Annotated in this window: 20 protein-coding genes, 1 tRNA gene and 1 pseudogene; 14 read left to right on the top strand and 8 right to left on the bottom strand. The window is 35.8% G+C overall.

Annotated features, from left to right (window positions below):
* Positions 1-63: 63 nt before the first annotated feature.
* Positions 64-537, top strand: a complete 474-nt coding sequence (locus tag ACN0TV_RS06090) for an Lrp/AsnC family transcriptional regulator (protein WP_417361129.1) — start codon at positions 64-66, stop codon at positions 535-537.
* A gap of 19 nt (positions 538-556) precedes the next feature.
* On the opposite strand, the gene ACN0TV_RS06085 is transcribed toward ACN0TV_RS06090, so the two are convergent.
* Positions 557-1,114, bottom strand: a complete 558-nt coding sequence (locus ACN0TV_RS06085; RefSeq protein WP_417361127.1) for a DUF1543 domain-containing protein — start codon at positions 1,112-1,114, stop codon at positions 557-559.
* Positions 1,115-1,212: 98 nt separating this feature from the next.
* On the opposite strand from ACN0TV_RS06085, the gene ACN0TV_RS06080 reads away from it, so the two are divergent.
* The gene (locus ACN0TV_RS06080) at positions 1,213-2,580 is read left to right on the top strand and encodes an alpha/beta hydrolase (RefSeq protein ID WP_417361125.1); all 1,368 of its coding nucleotides are present in this window, start codon (positions 1,213-1,215) and stop codon (positions 2,578-2,580) included.
* A gap of 54 nt (positions 2,581-2,634) precedes the next feature.
* A complete protein-coding gene (locus ACN0TV_RS06075) occupies positions 2,635-3,306 on the top strand; it encodes a DUF1684 domain-containing protein (RefSeq protein ID WP_417361123.1) in 672 nt (223 codons plus the stop codon).
* Positions 3,307-3,376: 70 nt separating this feature from the next.
* Here the strand turns inward: ACN0TV_RS06075 and ACN0TV_RS06070 are convergent, their stop codons facing one another.
* Together ACN0TV_RS06070 and ACN0TV_RS06065 are read right to left on the bottom strand one after the other, a co-directional pair.
* Positions 3,377-6,661, bottom strand: coding sequence for an amidohydrolase family protein (locus ACN0TV_RS06070; RefSeq protein WP_417361121.1), 3,285 nt, complete (start codon positions 6,659-6,661; stop codon positions 3,377-3,379).
* 149 nt (positions 6,662-6,810) lie between these two features.
* Complete coding sequence (locus ACN0TV_RS06065) at positions 6,811-8,034, bottom strand: MFS transporter (protein WP_417361119.1); 1,224 nt, start codon at positions 8,032-8,034, stop codon at positions 6,811-6,813.
* A gap of 441 nt (positions 8,035-8,475) precedes the next feature.
* Between ACN0TV_RS06065 and ACN0TV_RS06060 the strand changes: the two genes are divergently transcribed.
* From ACN0TV_RS06060 to ACN0TV_RS06050, 3 genes are all read left to right on the top strand, one after another.
* Positions 8,476-8,688 (top strand): hypothetical protein, encoded by a 213-nt coding sequence (locus ACN0TV_RS06060; protein WP_417361117.1) that lies wholly within the window; start codon positions 8,476-8,478, stop codon positions 8,686-8,688.
* A gap of 19 nt (positions 8,689-8,707) precedes the next feature.
* Positions 8,708-9,397 (top strand): hypothetical protein, encoded by a 690-nt coding sequence (locus ACN0TV_RS06055; RefSeq protein ID WP_417361116.1) that lies wholly within the window; start codon positions 8,708-8,710, stop codon positions 9,395-9,397.
* 114 nt (positions 9,398-9,511) lie between these two features.
* Entirely contained in the window at positions 9,512-10,756 is a 1,245-nt protein-coding gene (locus ACN0TV_RS06050) for an IS256 family transposase (RefSeq protein ID WP_417361114.1), read from the top strand.
* Positions 10,757-10,923: 167 nt separating this feature from the next.
* Here the strand turns inward: ACN0TV_RS06050 and ACN0TV_RS06045 are convergent, their stop codons facing one another.
* Entirely contained in the window at positions 10,924-11,427 is a 504-nt protein-coding gene (locus tag ACN0TV_RS06045) for a hypothetical protein (RefSeq protein WP_417361112.1), read from the bottom strand.
* Positions 11,428-11,891: 464 nt separating this feature from the next.
* Positions 11,892-12,149: pseudogene (locus ACN0TV_RS06040) on the bottom strand (tyrosine-type recombinase/integrase); the annotation flags it as partial.
* Between the two features lie 478 nt (positions 12,150-12,627).
* Between ACN0TV_RS06040 and ACN0TV_RS06035 the strand changes: the two are divergent.
* The 7 genes from ACN0TV_RS06035 to ACN0TV_RS06005 all read left to right on the top strand — a co-directional run bounded on the left by ACN0TV_RS06035 (position 12,628) and on the right by ACN0TV_RS06005 (position 20,675).
* The gene (locus tag ACN0TV_RS06035; protein WP_417361110.1) at positions 12,628-13,149 is read left to right on the top strand and encodes a hypothetical protein; all 522 of its coding nucleotides are present in this window, start codon (positions 12,628-12,630) and stop codon (positions 13,147-13,149) included.
* The gene (locus ACN0TV_RS06030) at positions 13,142-13,831 is read left to right on the top strand and encodes a nucleotidyl transferase AbiEii/AbiGii toxin family protein (RefSeq protein WP_417361108.1); all 690 of its coding nucleotides are present in this window, start codon (positions 13,142-13,144) and stop codon (positions 13,829-13,831) included. Before ACN0TV_RS06035 ends, ACN0TV_RS06030 begins: the two co-directional genes overlap by 8 nt.
* Before the next feature lie 236 nt (positions 13,832-14,067).
* Entirely contained in the window at positions 14,068-15,354 is a 1,287-nt protein-coding gene (locus ACN0TV_RS06025) for a GTPase-associated system all-helical protein GASH (RefSeq protein ID WP_417361106.1), read from the top strand.
* Positions 15,355-15,360: 6 nt separating this feature from the next.
* Positions 15,361-16,341 carry a TRAFAC clade GTPase domain-containing protein gene (locus ACN0TV_RS06020; RefSeq protein WP_417361104.1) on the top strand — a complete coding sequence of 327 codons (981 nt, stop codon included), beginning with the start codon at positions 15,361-15,363 and terminating at the stop codon, positions 16,339-16,341.
* Positions 16,328-17,158, top strand: a complete 831-nt coding sequence (locus ACN0TV_RS06015; RefSeq protein ID WP_417361102.1) for a hypothetical protein — start codon at positions 16,328-16,330, stop codon at positions 17,156-17,158. Before ACN0TV_RS06020 ends, ACN0TV_RS06015 begins: the two co-directional genes overlap by 14 nt.
* Positions 17,155-19,650: a hypothetical protein gene (locus tag ACN0TV_RS06010; protein WP_417361101.1), complete on the top strand. Its 2,496-nt coding sequence runs from the start codon at positions 17,155-17,157 to the stop codon at positions 19,648-19,650. The genes ACN0TV_RS06015 and ACN0TV_RS06010 overlap by 4 nt, the downstream gene beginning before the upstream one ends.
* Positions 19,647-20,675, top strand: a complete 1,029-nt coding sequence (locus tag ACN0TV_RS06005) for a hypothetical protein (protein ID WP_417361099.1) — start codon at positions 19,647-19,649, stop codon at positions 20,673-20,675. Before ACN0TV_RS06010 ends, ACN0TV_RS06005 begins: the two co-directional genes overlap by 4 nt.
* A 336-nt stretch (positions 20,676-21,011) precedes the next feature.
* Here the strand turns inward: ACN0TV_RS06005 and ACN0TV_RS06000 are convergent, their stop codons facing one another.
* Together ACN0TV_RS06000 and ACN0TV_RS05995 are read right to left on the bottom strand one after the other, a co-directional pair.
* Positions 21,012-22,262 carry a site-specific integrase gene (locus ACN0TV_RS06000; protein ID WP_417361097.1) on the bottom strand — a complete coding sequence of 417 codons (1,251 nt, stop codon included), beginning with the start codon at positions 22,260-22,262 and terminating at the stop codon, positions 21,012-21,014.
* Between the two features lie 250 nt (positions 22,263-22,512).
* Positions 22,513-22,586: transfer RNA gene (locus ACN0TV_RS05995), tRNA-Pro, on the bottom strand.
* A gap of 217 nt (positions 22,587-22,803) precedes the next feature.
* Between ACN0TV_RS05995 and ACN0TV_RS05990 the strand changes: the two genes are divergently transcribed.
* On the top strand, positions 22,804-23,709 hold the full coding sequence (locus ACN0TV_RS05990) for an SMP-30/gluconolactonase/LRE family protein (RefSeq protein WP_417361095.1): 906 nt from the start codon (positions 22,804-22,806) through the stop codon (positions 23,707-23,709).
* A gap of 55 nt (positions 23,710-23,764) precedes the next feature.
* Here ACN0TV_RS05990 and ACN0TV_RS05985 read toward each other — a convergent pair whose 3' ends face one another.
* Positions 23,765-24,730 (bottom strand): mechanosensitive ion channel family protein, encoded by a 966-nt coding sequence (locus ACN0TV_RS05985; RefSeq protein WP_417361093.1) that lies wholly within the window; start codon positions 24,728-24,730, stop codon positions 23,765-23,767.
* Positions 24,731-25,246: the final 516 nt, after the last annotated feature.

Here is a 25,246-nt window from a genome sequence, read left to right as displayed (position 1 = left end):
ATTTTAAAGTGAAATAGTTAATTTGCATTAACTATTAAGGTAAAACACGAAATTTCATTTAAAATGAAAAATGACGATTTAAACTGGTCTATTCTAAGACTTTTACAGGAGAATGCACGCTACACCAATGCTGAAATTGGACGTAAAGTTGGACTGTCTTCACCGGCGGTTGCAGAGCGGATAAAAAAAATGGAGGATTTTGGGATTATTACCGGATATAAGGTAGCCTTAAATCATATTCAATCGGGTTATCAGCTGAAGGCTTTTGTTACTCTGAAAGCGTTTATGGGAAAACTTAAACCATTTATGGAACAAGTGAAAACATACACGGAGGTTCGCAATTGTTATCGTATCACGGGTAATGAAAACTTATTGATGGAGGTGGTCCTGTCTGATCAATTCCATTTGGAAGAATTTATTGATCGTTTGATTACCTATGGTGAGGTACGTACTTCTATTGTGCTCTCTAAAGTCGTTGAAAGTAATCCTATTGGACACAATCGCAGGTCAACTGGATTATTCGGCAAAGTACGATGAGTATACTTATTTCATAATCTTATAGATTATTAATTTTAAGGTAACCAATGTGGAGTTCATCTTCCAATTGCTCTGAAGATTTTGTATAACTTAGTTGGTACATTTGTTTCACAGATGTCGGTAGGATCTCTTCTATTGTATAAATGTCATCTACATCCACACCATACTTATCATCAATATGGGAGGGCGCACCTTCAAAGCCGCAGTGTTTGTAAAATGCTGATTCCTTAGAATTTTTGATCGCATCTGCCTTTGATTTCGTGACAGTCAGAATTTTGTAATGGTATTCCTCAAATTCATTTTCCTTGTACCCGCCAAGATTGATAAAAAACAACTGATGTGGATCAGGCACATGTCGGCGTTCTTCAATTGTTATTGAATAGCCATCAACATGACGTACTTCTCTCCAAGCATCAATGTGAATTTGCCCCTTGGCTTCAGGCCAAAATTCATTCATTTGAGGTAAGAGCTCTTTGAGGGACTCACCGATACCAAAAAAAATATCATGCTGTTCTGTGTACCTTCCTTCGGGTTTACAGCCCAACATAACCATAAATAATTTTAAATCCTTTGCCATAATAGTTTTGCCAAAACACAAAGGTATTGTATTTTAACATCAGATATAGCGTAGTTATCTATATTTTGAAGTTACGCCAACCCCTATAGTTATTAAAGATGAAAAAAATAACGCTGATCCTGTGTTTGTTAGGAGCCTATTTCGCAAATGCACAAATTTTGGAAGCTTTAACCATACCGAATTCCGATGATACCTACACTGTTTATCTTCCTGAGCAGTATAGAGAAGATAAAAAATGGCCGGTAATCATGGTGTTTTCTCCAACTGGAGATGGGGCAGAAGCGGTTGAGACTTTTGAAGAGTCAGCAGATCGTTATGGTTATGTAATTGCTGCATCCAATGGAATCAAAAACGGAAACTATCAGGAGAATTTACGTAGATCAAGAACATTTTACACAGAGGTGATAAACCGTTTTTCAATTGATAAAAATGCCATTTATATGGCGGGTTTTTCCGGTGGAGCTCGTTTAGCTATGAGCATCGCAGTGATGTCCTCACAAATAAAAGGTGTTATTGCATGCGGTGCATCTTTTTCTAATGTACCTGCTTACATTCCTACAGAAAACAAGTTTTTTTACATCGGTATAGTCGGTGATCAGGATTTCAACTACAACGAAATGCTACAAGCAATGAATTATCTTGAACAAAAGAAGTTTGATGCTAATTTATTGGTGTTTTCAGGGGGTCACCAGTGGCCACCAAGCCAATATATTGATAAGGCAGTCCGATTGGTTACTGTGAAATCGATCAATAAAAATACACGTCCTGAGGCACAAGATAAAATAGGGGAATATTTTAAAATGGATCTAGCATTTAATCAAGATCTAATCGCGGATAATTTAGTTTATAGAGCTTATAATGACATGAATGTTAATGTGTCTAACTACAGATTTACCATCGACAAGGATAGTTTAAAATCCTTGCAAAAAGAAATTCGAAAAAATAAAGATTATCGCAAACAAAGAAATGCATGGAACGAAGTCCGAAGAATCGAAACTTATAAATACATTGATTATTTAACCTTTTTACCACAGGATGTAGCTAGGGCTGATTTAGAATCAATGACGTATTGGCAACAACAAGTCGATAGTATAAAAAACAATTTTCTATCTTCTCCGATAAGGGAAAAGAAGAATTTGGGAGCTCGATTGCTTGGTTTCTTGGATGTTGCAGCCAGTGAGCTGACATCCTCATACAGTGGAACAGACCAACTTGATAATAAATTGTATATAGCTATTTTGCAAACCTTGATAGATGCGAAAAATTATGATGCATACCTAAAGGTGCTAAGTTATACCGTTCAAAAGAGCGAGTACGGAATGGCACTATACTATCTGGATAAAATGCTTAAAAATGGATTCAAGGACACCCAATTGTTAGATAAACAACAAGGCATTGCATTGTTGAGAATCCAGCCCGAATACAATGAACTTTTAGAGTCCTACGGACTGGAAGCACGCTATTGAATTATTCCTTAAATCAGAAGTTTAGTTGTAACTTTGGGGCTAAATTTCAATATTATGAGAGTTTGGATAGTTTGTATTTCGATTCTAATGGTGAGTTACGGATGCAAGGATGGTAAAAAGTACCATGACGAGAAAACCGATACACAGGAAAAAATAGAAGCTGCTGTGACGGCTGACAACCCATTTGATCAGGCTGTACTGTTCCAAAAAAAAATGAATCAGGAATTCTCTGATCCAAAGAGTTCTCCGCTAAAGAAAAAGGATCTTGCCAGCTTTAAAGAACTGGACTTTTTTCCAATAGACACAAGCTTTAGCGTTACAGCTGAATTTAGACGTACCCCTAATGAGCAGCCTTTTTTTATGCCAACAACTACAGAAAGAATGAGTCAAGAAGTACTCTTTGGAGTTGTTAGTTTCGAGCTCCACGGAGAAAGATTTGAACTTAATGTATATCAAAACCTGCAATTAAGGGAGACAGAAGAATTTGAGAACTATTTGTTTTTACCTTTTTCTGATCTGACAAATGGAGAGGAAACTTATGGAGGAGGACGGTATCTTGATTTGTCTATTCCAAAGGGTGATAGTATTGTCATCAACTTCAATAAAGCCTACAACCCTTATTGCGCTTATAACGAGATATTTTCTTGTCCAATCGTTCCAAAGGAAAATAACTTGGACTATGCCATTAAAGCCGGTGTAAAAAAGTTTGACGAGCCAAAAGCGTAATTGCTACAATACAAAACACCCTCCATGAGTTCTTTGCCTATGGAGGGTGTTTCTATATAACTTGATTCTATTATTGACAACTACAACCCGGGGCTGTAAAGCTGTGAGTACTTTGGTGCCATGGGAATGCAGCATTGCTCTTTGAGTTTTCCCAGTAAAACTCACCTCTTTCTTTGGGGTGATTACCAAGTTCATTCATGTTTTCTGCATCATACAACCTACCGTTGACCATAGTATATATGATGGTGTTTGAATTTGAGATATCCTCCAGTGGATCTTTATCTAATACTAGAAGATCGGCAAGTTTACCTTTTTCTAAGGAACCTATTTCTTCACCCATTCCTATATACTCGGCACCATTTATAGTAGCCGCCTGAAGGGCTTCAAAATTACTCAAACCTCCCATTTGCAAGAGCCACAATTCCCAGTGTGCACCTAAACCATGTAATTGACCATGGGCACCCAAGTTTACTTTTACTCCTGCATCTGATAGTTTCTTAACGGTTTTAGAAACTAAAACAGGACCATTTTCATACTCTTCATCTGGAATTTTAGTACGATGTCTCGATCTAGAGTCTATCAGTTCTCTTGGTGTGAAAGTTAACAGTTTTTCATCTTCCCATACATTGGTCTTGTCATACCAATAATTCTCTCCGTTAATACCGCCGTAATTTACAATAAGGGTTGGCGTATACCCGGTGTTGCTTTCGCTCCATAAGGTTAATACATCCTTGTATACTGGCGCTACTGGAATATTATGCTCTATTCCGGTGTGACCATCCATGATCATGGTCATGTTGTGATAGAAAGTACTTCCTCCTTCAGGAACCACATTGATTCCATATTCCTTGGCAGCCTGCATGATTTGCTGACGTTGCTCTCTTCGAGGTTGATTATAGCTTTTAACAGAAGTGGCTCCAAATGCCTTGGTTCTGCGTATGGCAGATTTAGCATCTTCAAGGCTGTTGACTTCAGCTTTGAAATCGCCTTCTGCGCCATAAAGTATAATACCGGTTGAAAATATACGTGGCCCTACCATATCACCGCTCTTAACCAATTCAGCCATGCTAAAAATAGTTTCACTTAAAGCAGAAGGATCATGTACCGTAGTTACTCCATATGCTAGATTGGCCAGTGAAGGCCAGTGTTGTTGTGGTGTAAGTCCGTATCTAAATGCTCCAATATGCGCATGCGCATCTACCATACCCGGCATGATGGTTTTACCTTGCACATCGTATACCTTGGCATCCGTTGGTAGAGTTACTTCAGCCGAAGGACCTATTTGTTCAATTTTATTTTCGCGAATAACAATCGTTCCATTGTCAATTATTTTGTCACCATCCATGGTGATAATATGTGCATTAGTAAATGCAATCGCTCCGCTAGGAACATCTGTGGTTACTTTAAGATCTATGGTAATACCTTTTTCTGTAATAGGACCGACGGTCTTTGGTGAATCTTTCAAGAAGGTAAAGCGTTGTGATACTTCATTGGTATAGTACTTATCTCCCAAGGTCCAATGAATGTTTTGGCTGTTATTTGACCAATGCAAATTCAGTCCTGCATCTTTTGTGATTTGAGAAACGGGAACGGCTTTTGTGTTTGGGTCTATTACGATAGTTTTGCCCGTGGTAACAAGAGGAGCAATGTATGCTTTGTGTAAATTAGTAAAAGCAATCCATTTGTTGTCTGGGCTAGGCACTAATCGGTTAGCGTATTTTGAACTCACAAGGACACGCTCATCTTCTCCATGAAGATCTATACTCTTCAAGGTCTTTGTTAAACCGCCCATCATGGATCCACCGGTTTGAATAAAAATGCGACTATCATCAACATTGAAGATTGGGAAATCTCCTTGATTGTATATCCTTCTGATTTTATCTCCAGAGGCAGTCATCAAATAAATTCCTGATTCTTTACTAAAACTGTGGCCCAAATCATTGTTTCCGCTCTTTTTAGCGAAGACGATCATTTTACCATCATTGGAAAATGAAGGGTTTCTGTAGATCCCTTTTTCAGTAGTTAATTGTGTGACCGAACCATTAGCCAAGGATATCTTGCGTATAGAAGACATGTTTTTATCACTCCAGGTGACATAAACAACCTGCTGTCCGTCAGGAGAAAATTTAGGTTCAAATTCAAATTCTTCACCTTGGGTTAGCCGTACAGGTTTACCCTTAGGAAGGTTTTTCTTCCACAGATATCCCACAGCGTTAAATACAAGTGTTTTTCCATCAGGTGAGGTCGTTGCGTTTCTGATGACTTTAGCTTTGAAGCTGTCTTCGAAAACAGGGTGTTGGACTAATTGGGTCTCAGCAATTTTTATGGTATTCTCTATTTCGAATGGAATGTCATTAACGCTTAAATCGTCAATGTTAACTTTTTTAATTTTTCCTTCGCTCCAAAAAACGAGATCTTTATTGTTAGGCATCCAGTCAAATCCCGGGTACACTCCAAAAATAGCCCAAGCTTCTTGTTGATCTTTACTAAGTTGATCGTAAACAGGCCACTCTTCTCCGGTATCTAAATTATGGATGAACAATACAGATTTGGTTCTTACACGCTTAACAAAGGCGAGAAGATTTCCGTCAGGAGAAACCTGAGGTCTTGCTGCTCCACCTGGCCCACCGGTTACGGTTATCGTTTTTCCTGTTTTGAAGTCATAACGTTTGATGACATAAATTTGTTTGTTAGGGTCTTTGTTGTATTGGAAATAGCCACCGGGATACATGTCTTCACTGTAGTACAAATAACGTCCATCACTAGAAGTACTTGGTTCATTCACATCCTGTTGATCGTTTTTCCTTTCGGTCAGTTGAAAACCACCTTCACCGGCAATATGATACTGCCACATCTCACCCGCACCTAATGAACGTGTGGAGGTAAAGTGCTTACGAGCGATGATCGAATTTCCATCTGCTGTCCATACTGCGTTGTTCAGTAATCTGAATTTCTCTTTGGTCAGTTGCTCGGCTTGGCTGCCATCTGCATTCATGATCCATATATTATCTCCCCCGCCAGCATCACTTGTGAAAGCTATTGTTTTTCCATCAGGACTAAATCTGGGTTGTATTTCAAAAGCCATACCTGAGCGTAAAGCTTTGGCCTTACCTCCAGTTATAGGCATTTTATAAATATCACCTAGAAGGTCAAAAACGATGAATTTTCCATCAGGACTAACGTCGAGGTTCATCCAGGTGCCCTCATCGGTTTTAAGTGGAACTTCTTTTATATTCCATTGATCTGTATAGGGATCGGAAACATTCCATTGCTCTTCTTTTTGCTTTTTATCTTGAGCAATAAGATACATGGGAGCTGTGCACACTAGCAGCATCCAGAGAAATTTTCTTAGCATAATGTATGATTTAAAACCACCAAATATACAGCTTCTTTCTCTGGGATAAAAAGTACTTTTAAACACAAAACGATATTTAATTGGAATTTTCTTAGAACAAGCGTTAATTGGATAAACCAATTATTGAATACTAAGAAAGAACAGCTGATTTAAGCTTGTTCTATATCTTTTTCCGATAGTTCTTTTAGGTTGGGTAAAAAGTAGGCAACAAGACCTAAAAGTAGCATGAATGAACAAAGGTAATAGACAAAGTAGATGTCCTTATAATCCGCTAATACTCCTAATAAAGCAGCCATGATTCCACCAATACCAAAGGACAAGCCATAGAACAACCCTGAAATCATTCCGATTTTACCAGGCATAAGTTCCTGTGCATAAACAATAATTGCCGGGAATGCTGAAGATAGTATAAAACCAATAATAATGCTGAAGACAGACGTCAAGAATAGACTATCAAGATAAGGCATTAATAAGGCAAATGGTGCCGCTCCCAATATTGAGAACCAAATGACATACTTTCTTCCATATTTATCACCTAAAGGCCCACCGAAGAAGGTTCCTACTGCTGCAGCTGCAAGAAACCCAAATAAAAACAATTGGGAGTTTGCTACAGATACATCAAATTTATCAATTAAATAGAAGGTGAAATAACTGGTTATACTGGCCATATAAATATACTTGGAAAATATAAGGATAAATAGAACCCCCACTGACCTGTAGACCATCTTCTTGGATAGGTGCGTATTGAAGTCTTCCGAAAGTGTGTTTTTCTTTGAATTTTTGAATTCTGCTAATCTGTTCTTTGTCCATCTTCCCGTATAAATAAGAACTACAATAGCAAGCACTGCAAAGATGGCGAAATAAGCTGCGTAATTTCTTCCGTAAGCTACCACGATTGCTGCTGCAATGATTGGGCCTATGGCGCTTCCTGTATTTCCGCCGACCTGAAAAATAGATTGGGCCAGGCCTCGTTTACCTCCTGAGGCCATGTTTGCTAATTTAGAAGATTCAGGGTGGAAAACAGATGAACCGGCACCTATGAGTGCAGAAGAAACTAGTATTCCGGTATAATCTGTTGCGAAAGCTATATACACCAAACCTGTGAGTGATAAAAACATCCCAAAGGCAATGGAGTAGGGCTGTGGGTGTTTATCGGTATAAGCTCCCACAAAAGGCTGTAGGATACTAGCTGTAAATTGAAAAGTGAGTTGAATCAGACCAATCTGAGCAAATGAAAGTGTAAATTCATCCTTTAAAAGTGGATAGATGGCGGGTATTAAAGATTGTATAGAATCGTTGAGTAGGTGGGCAAAACTGATACCTATTAATATTCCGTACGCCGTTACCTGATTTGCTTGTTTTTGGACCTTCATAAGAACTAGAAAAAGGTTAAATAAAAACAACAAAATTAAGCCATGTAATCGAATAAATGGAATAGAATTGGCAGTTTGTTTTTAAGAAAATAATAAACTCCCGAAGATCTGAGAATACTAAGTATGTTATAATCCTGGTTTTAAAAGCCTTTGAATATGGAGTATTTGGAATACTGCCATTGATTGAACTCAAAAGTTTTAGATAAAAAACTTTCTCCGCCCCCAGCACCTAGTATGTAAAAGCCCTTTTGAAATATACAAGTGAACTATATAGCTTGTTCTAATTAGAAACTCGTCGCTAGATTTTATTCTGGAATTTTATCGTTTTGTTATTAATTTATTCTTTATTGTCTAAGTGTCATTGTATAGGTTTTTTTTCATAAAAAAATCCATGTTAAATTTCTTAACGTATATTAAGTGTAATGTAAATCTTTTAAGACTATGATAACAAAACAAGTAGCGGTAGTGCTAACGGCAATTACTTTGTCATTAGTAACCATATCATGTAAAGATGATAAAAAGGAACAACAAATTTTAGATCAAAAAATAGAAGCCATTGAGGCCACCGAAGCCGTAATAGATTCTACAGTTCAACAGGTCGACGAAAAAGCCGATGAAGTTGAAGCTATTTTAAAGGATATAGATAGTTTATAAACCTAAAAAGAACAATACGATGAAAACAGTATTTCAATTTATAGTGGCTGCAATGCTTACCTTTGCTTTTGTACCCAATGTCCAGGCTCAGGGTAAATCCCAAGAGAAAATGAATGCCAAGGATAAAATAGAAAAGGTGAATAAGGCCAATGAAAAAGCCGAAAATCAGCTAGAAGATATTCAAGATAAAGCTGATCAGACTAAAGATCAGGTTAAAGATAAGGCTAAAGATAAGGCTGATCAAATGAAGGATAAAGCCAAAGAGGTTAAAGAAAAAGGAAAGGAAGCCTCTGAAGATATTGAAAAACGCGCCCATAAAAAGATGGAAGACGCCAAACAAAGCCGTGACAAAGCTACCAAAGGAGCTGCTTACGGAAGAAATAAAGGCGACATGACCGCTAAAGAATTTGGTCAATATAGAGCGTCTATGGCAAAGGATAAACTGAAGGAATCCAAAGATAAATTGGATGAGAATCAAAGAACACTGGAAAGAGGAAGACGTTCAGTGAGCGAGGCTAAAGATCGTTTGGAGACAGCTAAAGAAGAAAAAACTTTGGAAGAAGAGGTCATCTTAGAAAGAGAAAGACGAATTAATAGAGCTTCAGAGAAATTAGACGAATTGGATACCTCGATAAGACGAGGTCACGAAGTCTTAAATAATAAAGCTGAAGAAATTAGAAATTTAGGGAAGTTAGAGGTAGAAGAATAGAAACTTACTATCTCTTCTTAATACCTTAAAATGACACTATCCCAAAAACTGTGTAGAGGGTGTTTTTTGAACTCTGTCTGAGAATTTTTATATTAATCTCAAACAGAAATTACAATGACACAAGAAGAATTAGACAACATTGAACAGAAAGCCTTAGAACAATTTACTACCGGAAAAAACCTTTTTGGCAAAGGAGGAGCCTTCGCCCCTTTACTTCAACGCTTTTTAAATAAAGCCCTTGAAGCTGAAATGGAAGCTCATTTAGATGACTCACAGCGCTTAAACGGGAATAAGCGCAATGGTAAAGGCAGTAAACGAGTTAAGACCTCAATTGGCAGCTTTGATATAGAAACACCACAGGATCGGCAAAGTAGCTTTGAGCCTGAAATTATAAAGAAACGTCAGACTATTTTAGCGGATACCCTCTCGGAGAAGATCATAGGCCTCTATGGGCTTGGAATGAGTTATAGAGACATCTGTAGCCACATCAAACAGATGTACGACACAGAGATCTCTCCTAGCGTGTTAACGGAGATTACAGACCGTATCATCCCTGACATAAAAGCATGGCAAAGTCGTCCCTTAGACCCTCTTTACACCATTGTGTGGCTTGATGCTATGTTCTATAAGGTTAGGGTTGACGGACAAATCAAAAATAGAGCTCTTTACAATGTGCTGGGTATTAACAAAGATGGCCTTAAAGATCACTTAGGAATGTATATCTCAGAGAGTGAAGGATCTAAATTCTGGCTACAAGTACTTACCGATCTTCAGAATAGAGGAGTAAAGGATATTCTAATTGCTTGCACTGATGCTCTTCCAGGGTTTACAGAAGCTATACTGAGTATTTATCCGAAAACTGAGGTTCAGTTATGCGTAGTACATCAAATACGCAACTCATTGAAATATATAGCTTCTAAGGATCAGAAGGAGTTTATGCAAGATTTAAGGCTGGTATATAAAGCCACGAGTAAAGCGATTGCGGAAGAAGAACTGTCAAACTTAGAAAAGAAATGGGGTGAAAAATATCTTGTTGTTATTCAAAGCTGGAGGCGCAACTGGGAGAACTTATCACAGTACTTTAGTTATACTCCAGCCATACGTACACTCATTTATACCACTAATGCAGTTGAAGGTTACAATAGACAAGTGCGCAAAGTAACCAAGACTAAAGGTGCATTCCCTAATGATATGGCACTGCTTAAGCTGGTATACTTGGCCACTATGAATATCCAGAAAAAATGGACAACCCCACTCCATAATTGGAGCTTGAATATTCAACAATTATATATTAGATTTGGAGACCGGGTTAAGCTCGATTTGGCGACCACCCCTTCGGGGGTACCCCCGAAGGGGTGAAACAGCGGACAGAGTTTAAAATACACTCCCGCTGTGAAACTAAAATATCGAGGGTTGGATTCTTATTTAGATTCTGACCCTTTTTTCATAGATCGTCAGGAACTGATTTAAAGGGAGTATCCCGTTTCATTAATTCTGAGAATTGAAAAGTCAGCCATTTCCAGTTCTCATTTAATTAAGTTAGCAAAAGGTAATACATCAAATTGTTTTATGTATTGGCTCAATAATTGTTTTTCAATATCTCGGGGGTCGTTATTTGGGGTGGGCTTCCAACAAAAAATTAACTCGCTGTGATTTTTAAGTTGCCAAATTAATCTACCGCCCCAATGTCCAACATTTTTGGTTTCTCCAAACCTCAAATATTGGCCAAGTCTTGAGTTTAACGTAGCTTTCCCATTAAGATTTCCTGCCTTTCCAATGTAAACTACTTGTGAATTATCCACGTGGTTGGTTTTAAGATCCTCTATTGATAAATTTGGATCCTTTCCTTTGAAAAATCCACCTACTCCTGGATTAATAAATTCAGTTTTTTTAAAAGTTGGATTTATTACAATATAAACTCCTTTAGTTTTAGGAATACTAGATCGGTCAGTCCATAGTTCACTAACTAGTTTAAAGCCTGTAAATCCGTTTTTCTTTATGTCATCAAGGTTATTGAAATTGATGGTCATCTTTTTTAATTTTCTGACTTGTTAAGCAAGGGATTGGTGTGATTGTCTGTATATTTCAATAAATGAGCCCTAGGATTTTACATATGGTTCTTATGGAACTATGCATACGATTTGTCCCAGCTGCCATGTCTTGTTTCCCCTATTTTATGGGAAAATATTGTCCTACGGATAATTTAGAAAGTTCGTACAGTCTGCTAATCAAATTACCGCCAAAATAAGATCAATAATCTAAAATTGAAAGGGGAAAACCGTAAAGTGATTAATTAAATAGGGAATTCAATATAGGATAAATTTTATGGAAGCTTTACGCCTTTGTAAACCTCTACCAATAACCTTCCTTGATCCTCATGAATATCTAGAGAGTTAGAGAAATCAACCACAACTAAACTACTCCACATTTATATGCCAGTTTAAATAAATATATATCTAAATTATCTATGATGCAATTCTTTTAGTTTTTAACTCTATTGAATGACTTTCAAGTGGGGATATTCCGTCGACTTCGCCTTAGTATTGCTTTGAGAATTATTCAATATCCCTCTAAGTCTGTTCATGTCCGTACTGATTTTCTTTTCTACGACCCTGGCGTACCTCTGCGTTGTGGATAATTTGGTGTGTCCTAATAATTTGGAGACCGTTTCCAACGGAACATTGTTGAGTAGTGTTATAGTTGTGGCGAATGTGTGCCGGGCAACATGAAAGGTCAAATGTTTTTTGATTTGTTTTTAGTTTCACTTCCGAATTGATATGTTATTGATGATTTCATGATAAACTGGTTTTGATTTACTTCCCATAGAGCCGTATAGCTGTTATCCTTTTTTGATGCTTACACGATTTTCAATATTTTGGATTGAAAAGGACTTATAAAAAGTGCGACGTAGGAGCCTGGTTATGCAGTCCGGTCAAGTCTAAAATGTTGGTGTTTTGCGGTCAAAAAAAGAATAACAGTTACGGCGGGGAGGATATAAAAACCCTATTATGAAGAATCGGTAACTATCAGGAAGGGAACTAATACATATGAATTCAAAGTATTGAGAATTGTTTCGAAATAAGTTTTGTCCCTATTATTCCACATATTGGAAACTGAATTAGTCTCTCAAATAGTTGCATATCGCATATCGCAATATGAAATGCAATTAAATAAAATATTGTTTTACAACATTTTAATTCTTAATATTGCATATCGCAATATGAAATATCATGCTAAAAACTAAAAATAATTTAAAGCCTCAAGACATTGTAATACTCCTGAAAATAATAGCTTTAGGTAAGCAATCATGGTTTCATCATACAGTCGCCGAAGAATTAGGAATAAGCCAATCGGAAGTAAGCCAATCATTAAATCGTTCCAAATATGCAGGATTGATTGATGCTACAAGAAAAAAAGTAAATAAATTGGCATTTAAAGAATTCTTGATACATGGTGTAGCCTATGCATTTCCACAACAACCAGGCCCCATTGTAAGAGGCATGTTAACAGCACATTCAGCAGAGCCATTAAATAATATAATCCACGCCAATGACAAATATGTTTGGCCCTATGCTAAAGGTCAAGAAAGAGGTCAGGCAATAGAACCATTATACAACACTGTTGTTGAAGCTTCATTGAAGGATAAAGAGCTTTATGAATTACTAACATTGGTAGATGCTATTAGAGTGGGAAGAGTTAGAGAAAAAGAAATAGCAAAAAAAGAACTGGAAAAAAGAATACAAAATGCATAATAAAGTCATCAATCTTGCATTAGTAGCTCAAGTTGCGAAAGGGCTAGAAGAATTGAACGAAAAAATGGTTTTTATTGGTGGAGCAGTCATCAGTTTATATACCGATGACCCAGCAGCTGAGGAAATTCGTCCAACTACTGACATTGACATGACCATCAATTTGGCAAATTATTCTGAATGGGCTCAAATGCAAGAAAGACTTTCTGAACTTGGGTTTTCTCCTGACCCAGAGGGTCACTCCATTTGCTCCTATAAATTCCAAGACATTGCCATTGACATCATGCCAGCAGAAGACAGTAGTATTGGTGTTTCAAATATATGGTACAAACCAGGTTTCAAATTTACACAACAAGTAGAATTACCAGACGGAATAACCATAAGTATACTGCCCTCACCTTATTTCCTAGCTACCAAATTGGAAGCCTTTAAAGACCGGGGTAAAAATGATTTTTATGGCAGCCACGATTTCGAGGACATAATCTATTTATTGGATAACAGAACTACAATCGTGGAGGAAATACTAGCAAGTGAAGAAAACGTACAACTGTACATTAAAGAGGAATTAAAAACTATTAAAAACCATCCACAGGCAGATGAAATTTTAGCCATGCACATCCATCCATTAATTCGCGAAGAACGCTTTAAAATGTTGATGGAGAAAATAGATATTATTATTAATTAAACAAATCTTTATGTCGGTAGGAAGTAGGTCATGCAATTATTTATTCTACCATGAATCGGTGTAAACTAAAATTTCAGGATTGTTCATAACATAAATTATGGAAATTAAATCAAAGATTCCTTCAAAAAGATTACTACAATTAGTTGACCAATAAATAAAAGTTGATAACTTAGTTCATTAGCCTCCTTTCAAAAAGAAATTAATTATCGATATTTGTAGGAATTAAAAGCAGATTTATGTCCGAAACCATATTACAGACTTACCTTGACAACCAATTCATCAAAACTGCTGATTCAGGGAACATTGATAGTCTTAAAAAAGCCGTCACAGAAGTAGTTAAAAGGCTAAACAAAAAGAAAGAAAAAATTATTCCTTTTACACTTGTTGCTATTGATCCTTTCATTTCAGAAAATGACCCTGTTGTTTCCGAGGTTGAAAGAATTATTATAAGTAAATGGCCTGCCTTTAAAAACAGTGTTACTGCTACAAACGATAAGAGCATAACTTATATACGAGCTGTAATTCTTCAGGCACTGAGTCAAATTGCTAAAGACGAAAAATCTGCCGCAATTATATGGTTATCTGCACGTAACTCTATCCGATACTACAAATTATCTAACCAAGAAAATACTGTTCTTTCGGGATTCTTATTGGAATTAGGGAATAAGATAGAAATATCCGCTCAAAAATCTTGGAGTAGCATTATTGACGTTAAATTACCTGATTTTTCATTACCTGAACGTAAAGTAACTAGCAAAATCCTTAATTCGGATAACTTAGTCCAAAGGCTTAGGGCAGCGGCAGGAGCATCTACCGTAGACAATGACGGAGTGAATCGCAGTTTGGAAGACTCCAATAGATACTGGCCGAATAGCAATCAAAATTGGACATCTGATTTTGGCAAAATTGCTGGTAAAGCAATTGCATCTGCCATTAATAATGTCCTAACTCATCAAACGAAATCAATAGAAGAAATACAGAGGTCTATCAATGAAAATATGCAATTGATTGCTGCTTATATCGAAAATATAGGTAGCGAGGTTTCCTCTGGGATAGCTGCCTCTAATCTAAGAAGCAAACTACTTTGGTGGAAGGAGTCTTTATTCTCCAATAGCATTAAAACCTCATATAGGGAATTGAGTCCAGTTTCTGCAGCGATTATTATGGCTATCGATTTAGCCAAAATGGTGAATCCTATATATCCAATCAGTGTAGATTACCTACTAAAAGAAACACTCAAAGGTCTTTATCCTGATGAAGTGGATAAAGAAGTGGATTTAGATAAATTTATTAAGGAGTCCAAACAAATTCCCAACGCTTTCATGTGGTTATTAACCAAATTAAACAACGACACAGATAAGCGAAAACAATTGCTTGTTGGTATCTCCAATAATGTTTCAAATGATTCTTATGATATTTATTCAGAAACTGGCCTGAGTAAGGATAACAAAATTAATCTAGGCGATTTTGCTGTATGGCTTTTACACGATCTACAAGCTATTAAAATAGCCAATGCGAAATAACGTGATATGCAAAATAGATGTTCAAATAAAGAATGTACTGCACCTAAAGGCCTTTGTGCCAATCATGGCACTTTAGAGTATGATAGTTGTTCTAACTGGAAACAAACTAACAATCAAAGTTCAACCGATAATAAAAAAAAGACAATTTCAAAGTCTAAGACATTATCTTGGTCTGGATTAGAACTTCATCCCGAAAATCTCGTTATAGTTTCACACAGGGGAGAACCTTCAATAATAGGTATAATCGGAGCTGCAAATGCTGGAAAGACATCCTACTTAGGAATGCTGTACACACTTTTGTATAATGGAAAAAGATTTAAAAACTGGAATTTTGTTGGAAGCTATACTCTTGTTGGATGGGAAAAGCTTGCAATGTACTTACGTTTAAAATCTGATGGCACAGTTGATTTTCCTGAGCCAACGCCAAGTAACCCAGATTTTTATAGTCTTTTGCACTTAGCCCTACGAAAAGAAAACCATTTTTATGATTTGATCTTTGCTGACTCTTCGGGCGAAGTATTTACCCAGTGGTCAACAAATGTGAATGATAGTAATGTCAAAAATGCTCGATGGATTTATGAAAACTCTGTTGCTTTCATTTTTTTCATTGATTGTGAGGCACTTATTAAAAAAAGAGGTAGAGAAAAACAGCGAATAGCACAATTAGCTGCTCAGGTTGCCGCAAACTTAAATGGAAGACCAATAACAATAGTATGGTCTAAATCAGATCTCATTGACAATATTCGCGAGAATATTAAACAAGCTGTAGAAAAGTCACTCAAAGAGTCATTTCCAGATGCCAATATTATAGAGATTAGTAATTATTCTAAAAAAGACCCTGACAAGCTTTGTCATGAGAATAATCTACAGGTAACAGAATATTTATTAGACAAACTAAACACTCCGAAAAAGTTCACTTTAACTCCTGAAATAGGAGATACTGAAGACTATTTTTTTAAATATACGGGCAGCTATGGAAACCAGTAACTCAATCCTAATTATAGGGCCTCCTAAATCTGGAAAAACTACATTTCAAGCACAATTATGGGCTAGGTTTCTAGACAAGTCTGGAAAGGTTAAATTACGGAAAATGCCTGATAACATTACTGGGATAAAAAACGCATACGACCGATTAGCATCAGGAGAAGAGACAAATGCTACTCCTGCTGAAGAAAATCTAAGTGTAGTGATTCCTGTTATACTTGATGACAAAGAATTTGACCTAGAATTCAAGGATTATGGTGGTGAGCAAGTTCGCAGAATAACTCAATTGATGGAGTTTGATAAGAATTGGGCAGATAGAGCAAAATCTAATGATCGTTGGATATTGTTTATTCGACCAGGGGAGATTTATCCCATTTATGATCTAAGTCAGGCTGGCTCTCCAAATATTGATAGCTCACCGAACAGAGATAATGTTGATACAAAGTTATCCGAGCAATATCATTTTATTGAGTTATTACAAGCATTATTGCACGCCAGAAACACTGGTGTTAAATCTAGAATTAGCACACCTAAACTACTAGTTGTCATGACATGTTGGGATGAATTAAATACTGATCTTTCTCCGCTTGAAATTCTCAAAGAGAAGGTGCCTCTATTTAACCACTTTGTAGAATCCATATGGGATAATGAAAGTTATAAAATCATTGGTCTTTCGGCTCAAGAATTCCCTCTAGACAATCAAGAAGCTAAGGACAAATACTTAGATGAAATGCCAGAATCATTTGGCTACATTGTTCTTGATGACAACCCTAGACAACCCGATTTAACACGATTAATTGAAATAGCATTAGATTTATGATTGAAATACATCAGGTGATATGTGGTGATGACAACGGCTCATATTCTTTATTAAAATCTTCTTATACTGATGCAACAACTCCAATTCGTTTTGCTAGTTCTACAGATTTAATTGATCGTCCGCCTAATGGTGAACTCGAAAATCCAATAATAAGAGGGTTTTGGAAAGACAACCATTTTATACTAATAAAAACATTTCCAGACACATCGAAAGGGGTGAGAAAAGGTCGTGTTTTTTCTCATGCTCTTATAATTAAAGAGAAAGACTTATTGCTAATAAAGGACATAACTCAAATTTTAAAACACCATTTAACCTCAATTGATAAATCTATTGCTCTAAATCCCATCAATTTTAAAAATAATGACGGTGATGACATATCTAAAAAAGAAGACAACCGTATGTCCTATGCTATAAATAACGTCATTGAACATCATTCCAGTAATAATACTATTGTTTGGATAGGCAAAGAGGGATACCTAAATTGGATTAGTAATATCTGGCCAGCTATCCCTAAGGAAATTAAAAAAAGTATTAAAATTGGTGCTGCATTCGACCCTCAAAAAATAGATAAAAACCTTCTAAATTTAGTCTACATACCAGATAGCATAAAACCAAACTGGACAAATACAGATTTTAAGCTAATAGACTATAACGATTCAGCGAGTTTGAAAACTCAAACGGCTCATTATCTAGCTGGTTATACTTTTAAAGCGAAGGAATTATCACAGCTACTTTCAGATTTCTCAATTGTCCCAAAGGATATAGACGATATATCTCAATTTGAAAAAATGATTCCTACATACAAAGGAATCGAAACTGATGTTACCTTAAAGAAACTAATCATATTTGCTGATCTAGTCTCTAAGTACACCACTAAAACTCAATCTTCATTACAACCCAAGGAAAAATTGTTTAATGTGATATTAAACAAATTGCCTACAGCGGGCATTGCAGAAATTAATATAATCACAAATGCCGATTGGTCTGGTTTTGAAAACGCCGAAAAAAGGATTGTTGAACCACTAAACACTTGGCTAGAGAAAAATATTTTTGAGGAAAAAAGTAGCAAAACTATTCCTGCTCTAATCAATAAAGCATTTGAAGATACTAAATCTGCTTGGTGGAGCAATCCTGTGAAAAAGTATATCTCGGTTGGTTTGAAAAGATGGAAAAAAAATTATGCTGAACTATTCTGGGATTGGATTAAGGTAGAACCAAAACTTATTGAAAAACTTGGCTCTTTATTACCAAAAAATGCGGAAAAGGACATTGTATCATCCATTCCAAGGCTCAAAAAAGAAGTCGAAAAAAAGATATTACAATTCGCATATGAAAATAGATGGATATTTCTGCATAGCACTATAGTATTAATAAATCACTCTATTAATGATGCCCTAAAAAAACAATTAAGTATCGACAATACTCCAAATGAATTTGGAGCATTAAGAATAATGGCTAAAAAAACACTTCCCGAAAAATTTCTATTATCTTCTCTGAATTTTGATGATGAAAGGCTTTATGTATTATCTGGAGAGATTTGCAGCAAAAATCCGAAATTACTTAGTAAGAATATCGTACTCGATAGCTCAGGGTGGCATAAAATATGGCTAGAGTTTACTAATCAAGGAAATAATGTCTGGGATGGTTTTAGTCACCCTAATAAAATCTTAAACGAAATATTAGATAACTTGATTGATGGTAAGTTATTTGATGATTATCTGTTAGAAAAAATAAGCTCTTCTTCAAATGATGATTTAAGTAATTACCCACGCAGAAAAGACATTTGGTTAATATTATCTGGTCAAACTAAAAACAACTTTCTAAAGAAAACGGCTCATACCTGCCTTATATCAATAGCTAAAGGAACATTATCACTTGCTGAATTAGAACCAACATTAAGACAAGAAATACAAAAAGATGAAACCATAAATGGCTTTATCATAAGTCCAACGGTCGATACAACTTCCAAAATTAAGATATTGGAAGTATTTCCAAATATTGATAAGAAACTTGTTATATCCTTAATTGATAACAATAGATTTTCAAATTCTGAAGCTATAATTCTTGGTGAAAGAATAAGAAATAGACAATGGAAATCAATAGCTTCACACATCAGTAGTGTTATATCGTGGCGATCAGATTTAAAGCTAGCTATTCAGCAATGTGAAGAGTTATTTAATGTATTTCAGCGCTTTTCACTATCATTTTCTGGAGTTCTCTCCAGCACTATTAGTACTGACGATTGGTGGGAAATTTTCACAAACCAAGCAATTAAATTATACCCTAAAGGTGCTGACCAAAATGGTATCTGGAGTAATGCTGGTGGACATGATAGTGATTTACCCCTAAAAATAACTGGTAGGGAAATCTGGAATCATGCCGTTTATATTATGAGAAATGGCGGTGATCCAAAAGTGTTACTTCTAATAAATAAGATGTTAGAAGAATTTCCGAACGATGAAATATTAAAAAAATTAAGACAAACAATATGAAATACCCGATAGTAATACTTACAGCTCTTGAAGTAGAACGTAAAGCAGTTGAATTACATCTAAAAAATAAAACAGTTGAAACACACCCTAATACAGGAACCGACTACGTTAAAGGGACTTTTTCTAAGGGTGATATTGAAATTGACATAATTGTAGGTCGAACTGACCAAACTAATGTAAATGCTGCGTTGGAAACAGAAAGAGCATTAGAATATTTTAATCCAGAATATGTTTTTTATGTTGGTGTTGCAGGTGGTTTAAAGGATGTTTCGGTAGGAGACATTGTCATTGGCACAGACGTTATTGGATACGAGCGCGGCAAAGCAGAAGGGCTAAATTTCAAACCTAGACCACAGTTTGGAGCATCATCCTATGATTTAGAAAGACTAGCTAGCACTTATTCAAATTCTATTAACTGGAAAAACATTCTTCAAGAATTAACAGAATCCAAATTTTCTTCAGAAATTAAAACTTTTACTGGGACAATTGCTTCTGGCGAAAAAGTAGATTCTTCATATCAATCAGATTTGCACAAACATATTAAACAAAACGCAAGTCATGCATTAGCCATTGAAATGGAAGGGTTAGGCTTTTTAAGAGTTTGCCAAACTAGACCGTCTGTAAAAAGCTTACTATTACGAGGTATTTCAGATTTGGTTAATGACAAAGGGGAAATGGATAATATTGGATCTCAACCCTATGCTTCTAAAAATGTCTCTGCTTTTCTTTTCGGTATAATTAACCAATTAGAATTCAATACGCAAAGTTCTAACATCCAAACACTTGAAAATAAATTGTTTGAAATTCTTTGTAAACTTTATCCAAGGGGCATAGAAGATAAAGGAATCTGGTTACGTGCAGGAGGGGACTTGTCACTTGTTCCTAATGGTATAACTGGAAAAGGTCAATGGATTGAAGCAACTCGCTTACTCCAATTAGGAGGAGGGGGGATGATTACTAAAGATTCTTTAAAACAAAGTATTTTAGAGGACTTTCCAAATAACAAAGACGTAGCAAAAATATAGTCTATTGAATATATTTAGTTAACTTATTTTGACTGTATAATTTGAATTTCTTAAAACAGTGGTGATGGTTATAGAATATATGCAGGAATAGGTATTGATCCTGATATTGATAATAAAGTTAGAGCCTATCCACTTATAATGATGGATTTAAGTATTTCATCAATAATATTTCTTGCAACAAAATAATAGTATTTGTAATCAAGAGAAATGTCAAAACAAAAAATATAACGATTCTGTACTTACTCTGTATTATGTGATATAAAAAAGGCTCCACAATTCTGTAAAATCTTGTCTTTACTAGTAGCGGGAACTGGCCTCGAACCAGAAACCTTAGGGCTATGAGCTTAAACTATTACTTTTTCTTTGAATTTGGAGTTTGGTTTTTAATGCTTTCATATCCTCACTAACCTTTCGTTCTAAGACCTTTGCATAGATTTGTGTAGTGGATATTTTAGAGTGACCCAACAACTTTGAAACCGTTTCAATGGGGATACCATTACTTAGTGTAACCGTTGTTGCAAAGGTATGCCTGGCTATATGAAAGGTCAGATTTTTTTTGATGCCACATACATCGGCAATTTCCTTTAAATAGGAATTCAATTTCTGGTTTGATATTTTAGGGAATATGCTTCCTTGGGCTTTCGATTTGTGGTTGTTTTTATATATCTCCATAATTTGCTCAGCTTTCGGTAATAAGGGAATTCTAATGGCCTTGGTTGTTTTTTCCCTTCTATAATGGATCCACAATTCACCGTCAATTCCAATATTGATATTGTCTTCTGTTAAATTAATCACATCAATATAGCTTAAACTAGTATAACAACTGAATACAAATAAATCCTTTACCAGTTGCAACCGCTCAATTGTAAATTGTTTCTCCTCTATCGTATTCAATTCATCTGAACTCAAAAAACCCCTTTCAGTTTTTATAATACGGGCCTTAAAGTTTATAAACGGGTCTTTTTCAATCCATCCCAATTTCAGCGCTAGATTAATAAGTTTTCGAAACCGTTCTATGTGTTTCATCACAGTATTATTACCCATTTTCCTTTGGTGATCCGTTGGAACATATCCCCTTAGGTATTTCTCAAACTTGAGTATGAAATTATAATCGAGTTCACGTAAATACATATCGGTCGTCTTAAAACGCTTCAATAGAAATTTTGATAGATACTTTTCCGTAGTGTAGTAGTTTTTTTGAGTGCCCCACTTAAGTTTGCCCTCCATATCCTCGTGATGGTACCTGATAATGTCCATAATGGAATGGTTCTCTTCATCCTCCCCAAGATATCTTGCCTTGATGGCTTTAGAGGTTATTAGCTTACGTTCTGCCTTCAATTCTTGGTAACACGTAAAAAGGTCGCTATTAACCTGTTCTAGATAGTTATTAAGCTTCCTGACTTTTTGGTTTGTTCCACGTGCCCGGCCCCTATGGGCATCCCAATCTGATACGGAAACTTTATGTTTTAAACTCAGCGTTGCTCGTTTACCATTCACCGTAATTCTTGCATAAATGGAGGCTTGATTGTCTTTAGTTCTGTTCAAATCTGCCCAGAGCAGAATACCTAAAGTGTTTGAGGATCTCATGATTTTCGTCTTTTGTTAATACTTTTTTATTACCAGACGAAAGCCAAATCACTTTAAAGATACATTTATTATTCCAATCAACCGTTGGGTTTTAACAATTCGGTCAACACGATTCAAAAATCAATTTTGTTATCCGATTTGTTGACTTTTTTAACAGGATTGTTTATGTTTTTTTAATATGTCAAAAAACACAAAAACCTGTAAATCATACGATTAACAGGTTTTTGATTTAGATTGATATACTTATTTGTCGGGATGACTGGATTCGAACCAGCGACCACACGCACCCCATGCGTGTACGCTACCAGACTGCGCCACATCCCGTGAAATGTGTTTGCAAAAATATAAAGTTTAGTGGATTATTGAAGTAAAAAGGTGAAAATATTATACACTGCTAAATTGTCTGACAGCATTAAGAGTTAAGAGTTTAAAAATGAGTGATTTGTTTTTGAGTTATCAAAGCTCGCCATTGTGGAGTCTTTAATTCAAAGGAACTGAAGTTATGTTTTTAATCAGTAACTTTCCCTATAAAACCACAATTATGAAAATGAAACTATTTCTACCGATAACTTTTATATTTCTAGCGGCTTTATCTTGTTCTTCTCAAGATTCATCCCCAATAAAAAAGGGTGCAAGCCTAGAATTGGTTGCAGATGGATTTAAATTTACAGAAGGACCTGCTGAAGATAAATACGGAAATGTATATTTCACAGATCAACCCAATAATAAGATCCTAAAATGGGATCACAAGCAGGATACTGTGGTTGTCTATATGGATGATGCTGGTCGCTCGAATGGACTATTTGTAGGAAATGACGAAGCATTATATGCATGTGCTGATGAGAGTTTTCAACTTTGGAAAATTGAATCACCCGATAAAATCACGGTTTTAGCTGATGGGTTTGACAGTACAAACTTTAATGGACCGAATGATCTATGGATCGATGAAAAAGGTGGCATCTATTTTACAGACCCTTATTATCAACGTCCTTACTGGGATCGTAAAGCACCTGAAATGGACACTGCTAGGGTTTATTACCTCTCTCCAGATTATAAAACACTAAAACCTGTAGCAGAAGGTTTTGGCCATCCCAATGGATTAATTGGTTCAATTGAAGACAAGATTCTTTATGTTACTGATGCAAGTGGCTCAAAAACTTTTGTTTATGACATTATGGAAAACGGAGACCTAGCCAATCGAAGACTATTTGTAGAAATGGGATCAGACGGAATGACATTGGATAATCAAGGTAATGTTTACCTTACTGGCAATGGCGTTCATATCTACGATAAGGACGCAAATTTACTGGATCATATAGTTATTGATAAAGGTTGGACATCCAACATTACTTTTGCAGGTGAGGATTTCAAATGGTTGTTTATAACTGCATTAGATGCGGTGTATAAAATAGAAATGAAAACGCAAGGAATTCGTAACTGGGAGTAGGTACCTACTTGATCAGTAGGTACCTAGAGCTTTATTTTTTTGGTAAGGATACTACCTATGGATTAGTGCCTAAATTATAGATTGCCGGAAGTTGTTTAGTGCGAGAATCTTCACCACTAGGATACTCGAAAACTTCCAATGAAAACAGAGGAACAACGGCAAACAAATGGTCAAAAATATCTCCTTTCTGAGGTTCTATATCCATAAAATTAACATATTTCGAGAAGGCATAGACTTCTAGTGGAATACCTTGTGGTGTTGAAGGTAGTTGTCTACAGATAAGTATGAAGTTTTCTTGATGTACATCTGTTCTTTGTTTAAGATAAAGGTTGATATACGTACGGTAAACACCAATGTTAGTTAGATTTCTCTCATTGGCAAAAAAGGATTTTTTTGAAGCATCCTCGACTCTTTTTTTACCGACATTTTCTTTCCATTGCTGAATGTACTCCCTAAGGATTGTTATTTTTTCAAGCTCGTCAATTTCCTCAGTAGTTAAAAAGCGAACCGTCGAAGCTCTAATATATACTGCTCTTTTTATCCTACGACCTCCAGAATCTTCCATTCCTCTCCAGTTTGTAAATGGCTCTGTATTAAGGTAATATGTCGGTATTGAAGTGATCGTTTTATCCCAGTTTTGGACCAATACTGTATTTAAATTGATCTTTTGAACAAAACCATCTGTATTGAACTTTTGCATTGTTATCCAATCTCCAATACGAATAGTGTCATTGGCTGCAACTTGAATGCTTGCAACAAAACCTAAGATAGAATCTTTAAAGACCAGAAGTATAATTGCCGAAAGTGCACCTAACGCGGTTAAAAATTCCCACGGTGTTTCTCCTGTTAGGATAGAAAAAATAAGGACAAATCCAATGATCCAGGTAATTATCATAAACACTTGGATATAGCTATCTATTGGTTTGTCTTTATAACTTTCAACCGTTTTTAAGTAGCTATTAATAGTTCTAAATAGACTACGTATCGTCCGGATGGTAACTACTATGATTAGGATGTCCATAAAAGTTTCCATATTTGGAAAATAATCAGAGAAGCTTATAAAAATTACAGGAATAAAAACCTTGATTACAAACAGGAGTAGGAGGTATGATAAATTAGCAAAGAAATTGTGCTTCAGTAAGTAATCATCAAATTGAGTTTTAGTGCGTTTAGATATTGCTCTCAGCGAATTTATAAGGACCAAACGAAATAATTTACTTAATGCGTAAGTTACTATTAGCAAGATCGTTAAGCTTATAACAAGGTGAAGGGATATTGCCAGACCATCGTTCATTCCCATTCCCTTGAAGTAATCATAAAAATAATTTGTAATATTTTTTGTTATCATAAGAAATTGAAAATAGCGTTTATATTATTCGTATTTGCACAAAAATAAGGCTATTAACTAAGGCTTTCAAACCTATTAGTGGCTATTTTCCCTTTCTTATATGATACTTCCAATGAGTATGAGTGAAAAATCAATCTTACTGCATTTAGGCATTGAAATTTTCAGATATCATTACGTGCAGGACTTATA

The sequence above is a fragment of the Galbibacter sp. genome, from assembly GCF_048266365.1.
Lineage (GTDB): Bacteria > Bacteroidota > Bacteroidia > Flavobacteriales > Flavobacteriaceae > Galbibacter.
The sequence above is the reverse complement of the archived record's forward strand: the minus strand, read 5'-3'. Positions and strand labels throughout refer to the sequence as shown.

Bases quoted from the DNA above. Each gene is read 5' to 3' on its own strand.
- ACN0TV_RS06080 (WP_417361125.1), top strand. From the start codon at position 1,213: ATGAAAAAAATAACGCTGATCCTGTGTTTGTTAGGAGCCTATTTCGCA.
- ACN0TV_RS06015 (WP_417361102.1), top strand. From the start codon at position 16,328: ATGGAAACCAGTAACTCAATCCTAATTATAGGGCCTCCTAAATCTGGA.
- ACN0TV_RS06055 (WP_417361116.1), top strand. From the start codon at position 8,708: ATGAAAACAGTATTTCAATTTATAGTGGCTGCAATGCTTACCTTTGCT.
- ACN0TV_RS06060 (WP_417361117.1), top strand. From the start codon at position 8,476: ATGATAACAAAACAAGTAGCGGTAGTGCTAACGGCAATTACTTTGTCA.
- ACN0TV_RS06070 (WP_417361121.1), bottom strand. From the start codon at position 6,661: ATGCTAAGAAAATTTCTCTGGATGCTGCTAGTGTGCACAGCTCCCATG.
- ACN0TV_RS06020 (WP_417361104.1), top strand. From the start codon at position 15,361: ATGCAAAATAGATGTTCAAATAAAGAATGTACTGCACCTAAAGGCCTT.
- ACN0TV_RS06025 (WP_417361106.1), top strand. From the start codon at position 14,068: ATGTCCGAAACCATATTACAGACTTACCTTGACAACCAATTCATCAAA.
- ACN0TV_RS06090 (WP_417361129.1), top strand. From the start codon at position 64: ATGAAAAATGACGATTTAAACTGGTCTATTCTAAGACTTTTACAGGAG.
- ACN0TV_RS05985 (WP_417361093.1), bottom strand. From the start codon at position 24,730: ATGGACATCCTAATCATAGTAGTTACCATCCGGACGATACGTAGTCTA.
- ACN0TV_RS06030 (WP_417361108.1), top strand. From the start codon at position 13,142: ATGCATAATAAAGTCATCAATCTTGCATTAGTAGCTCAAGTTGCGAAA.
- ACN0TV_RS06000 (WP_417361097.1), bottom strand. From the start codon at position 22,262: ATGAGATCCTCAAACACTTTAGGTATTCTGCTCTGGGCAGATTTGAAC.
- ACN0TV_RS06050 (WP_417361114.1), top strand. From the start codon at position 9,512: ATGACACAAGAAGAATTAGACAACATTGAACAGAAAGCCTTAGAACAA.
- ACN0TV_RS06085 (WP_417361127.1), bottom strand. From the start codon at position 1,114: ATGGCAAAGGATTTAAAATTATTTATGGTTATGTTGGGCTGTAAACCC.
- ACN0TV_RS06045 (WP_417361112.1), bottom strand. From the start codon at position 11,427: ATGACCATCAATTTCAATAACCTTGATGACATAAAGAAAAACGGATTT.
- ACN0TV_RS06075 (WP_417361123.1), top strand. From the start codon at position 2,635: ATGAGAGTTTGGATAGTTTGTATTTCGATTCTAATGGTGAGTTACGGA.
- ACN0TV_RS06005 (WP_417361099.1), top strand. From the start codon at position 19,647: ATGAAATACCCGATAGTAATACTTACAGCTCTTGAAGTAGAACGTAAA.
- ACN0TV_RS05990 (WP_417361095.1), top strand. From the start codon at position 22,804: ATGAAAATGAAACTATTTCTACCGATAACTTTTATATTTCTAGCGGCT.
- ACN0TV_RS06035 (WP_417361110.1), top strand. From the start codon at position 12,628: ATGCTAAAAACTAAAAATAATTTAAAGCCTCAAGACATTGTAATACTC.
- ACN0TV_RS06010 (WP_417361101.1), top strand. From the start codon at position 17,155: ATGATTGAAATACATCAGGTGATATGTGGTGATGACAACGGCTCATAT.
- ACN0TV_RS06065 (WP_417361119.1), bottom strand. From the start codon at position 8,034: ATGAAGGTCCAAAAACAAGCAAATCAGGTAACGGCGTACGGAATATTA.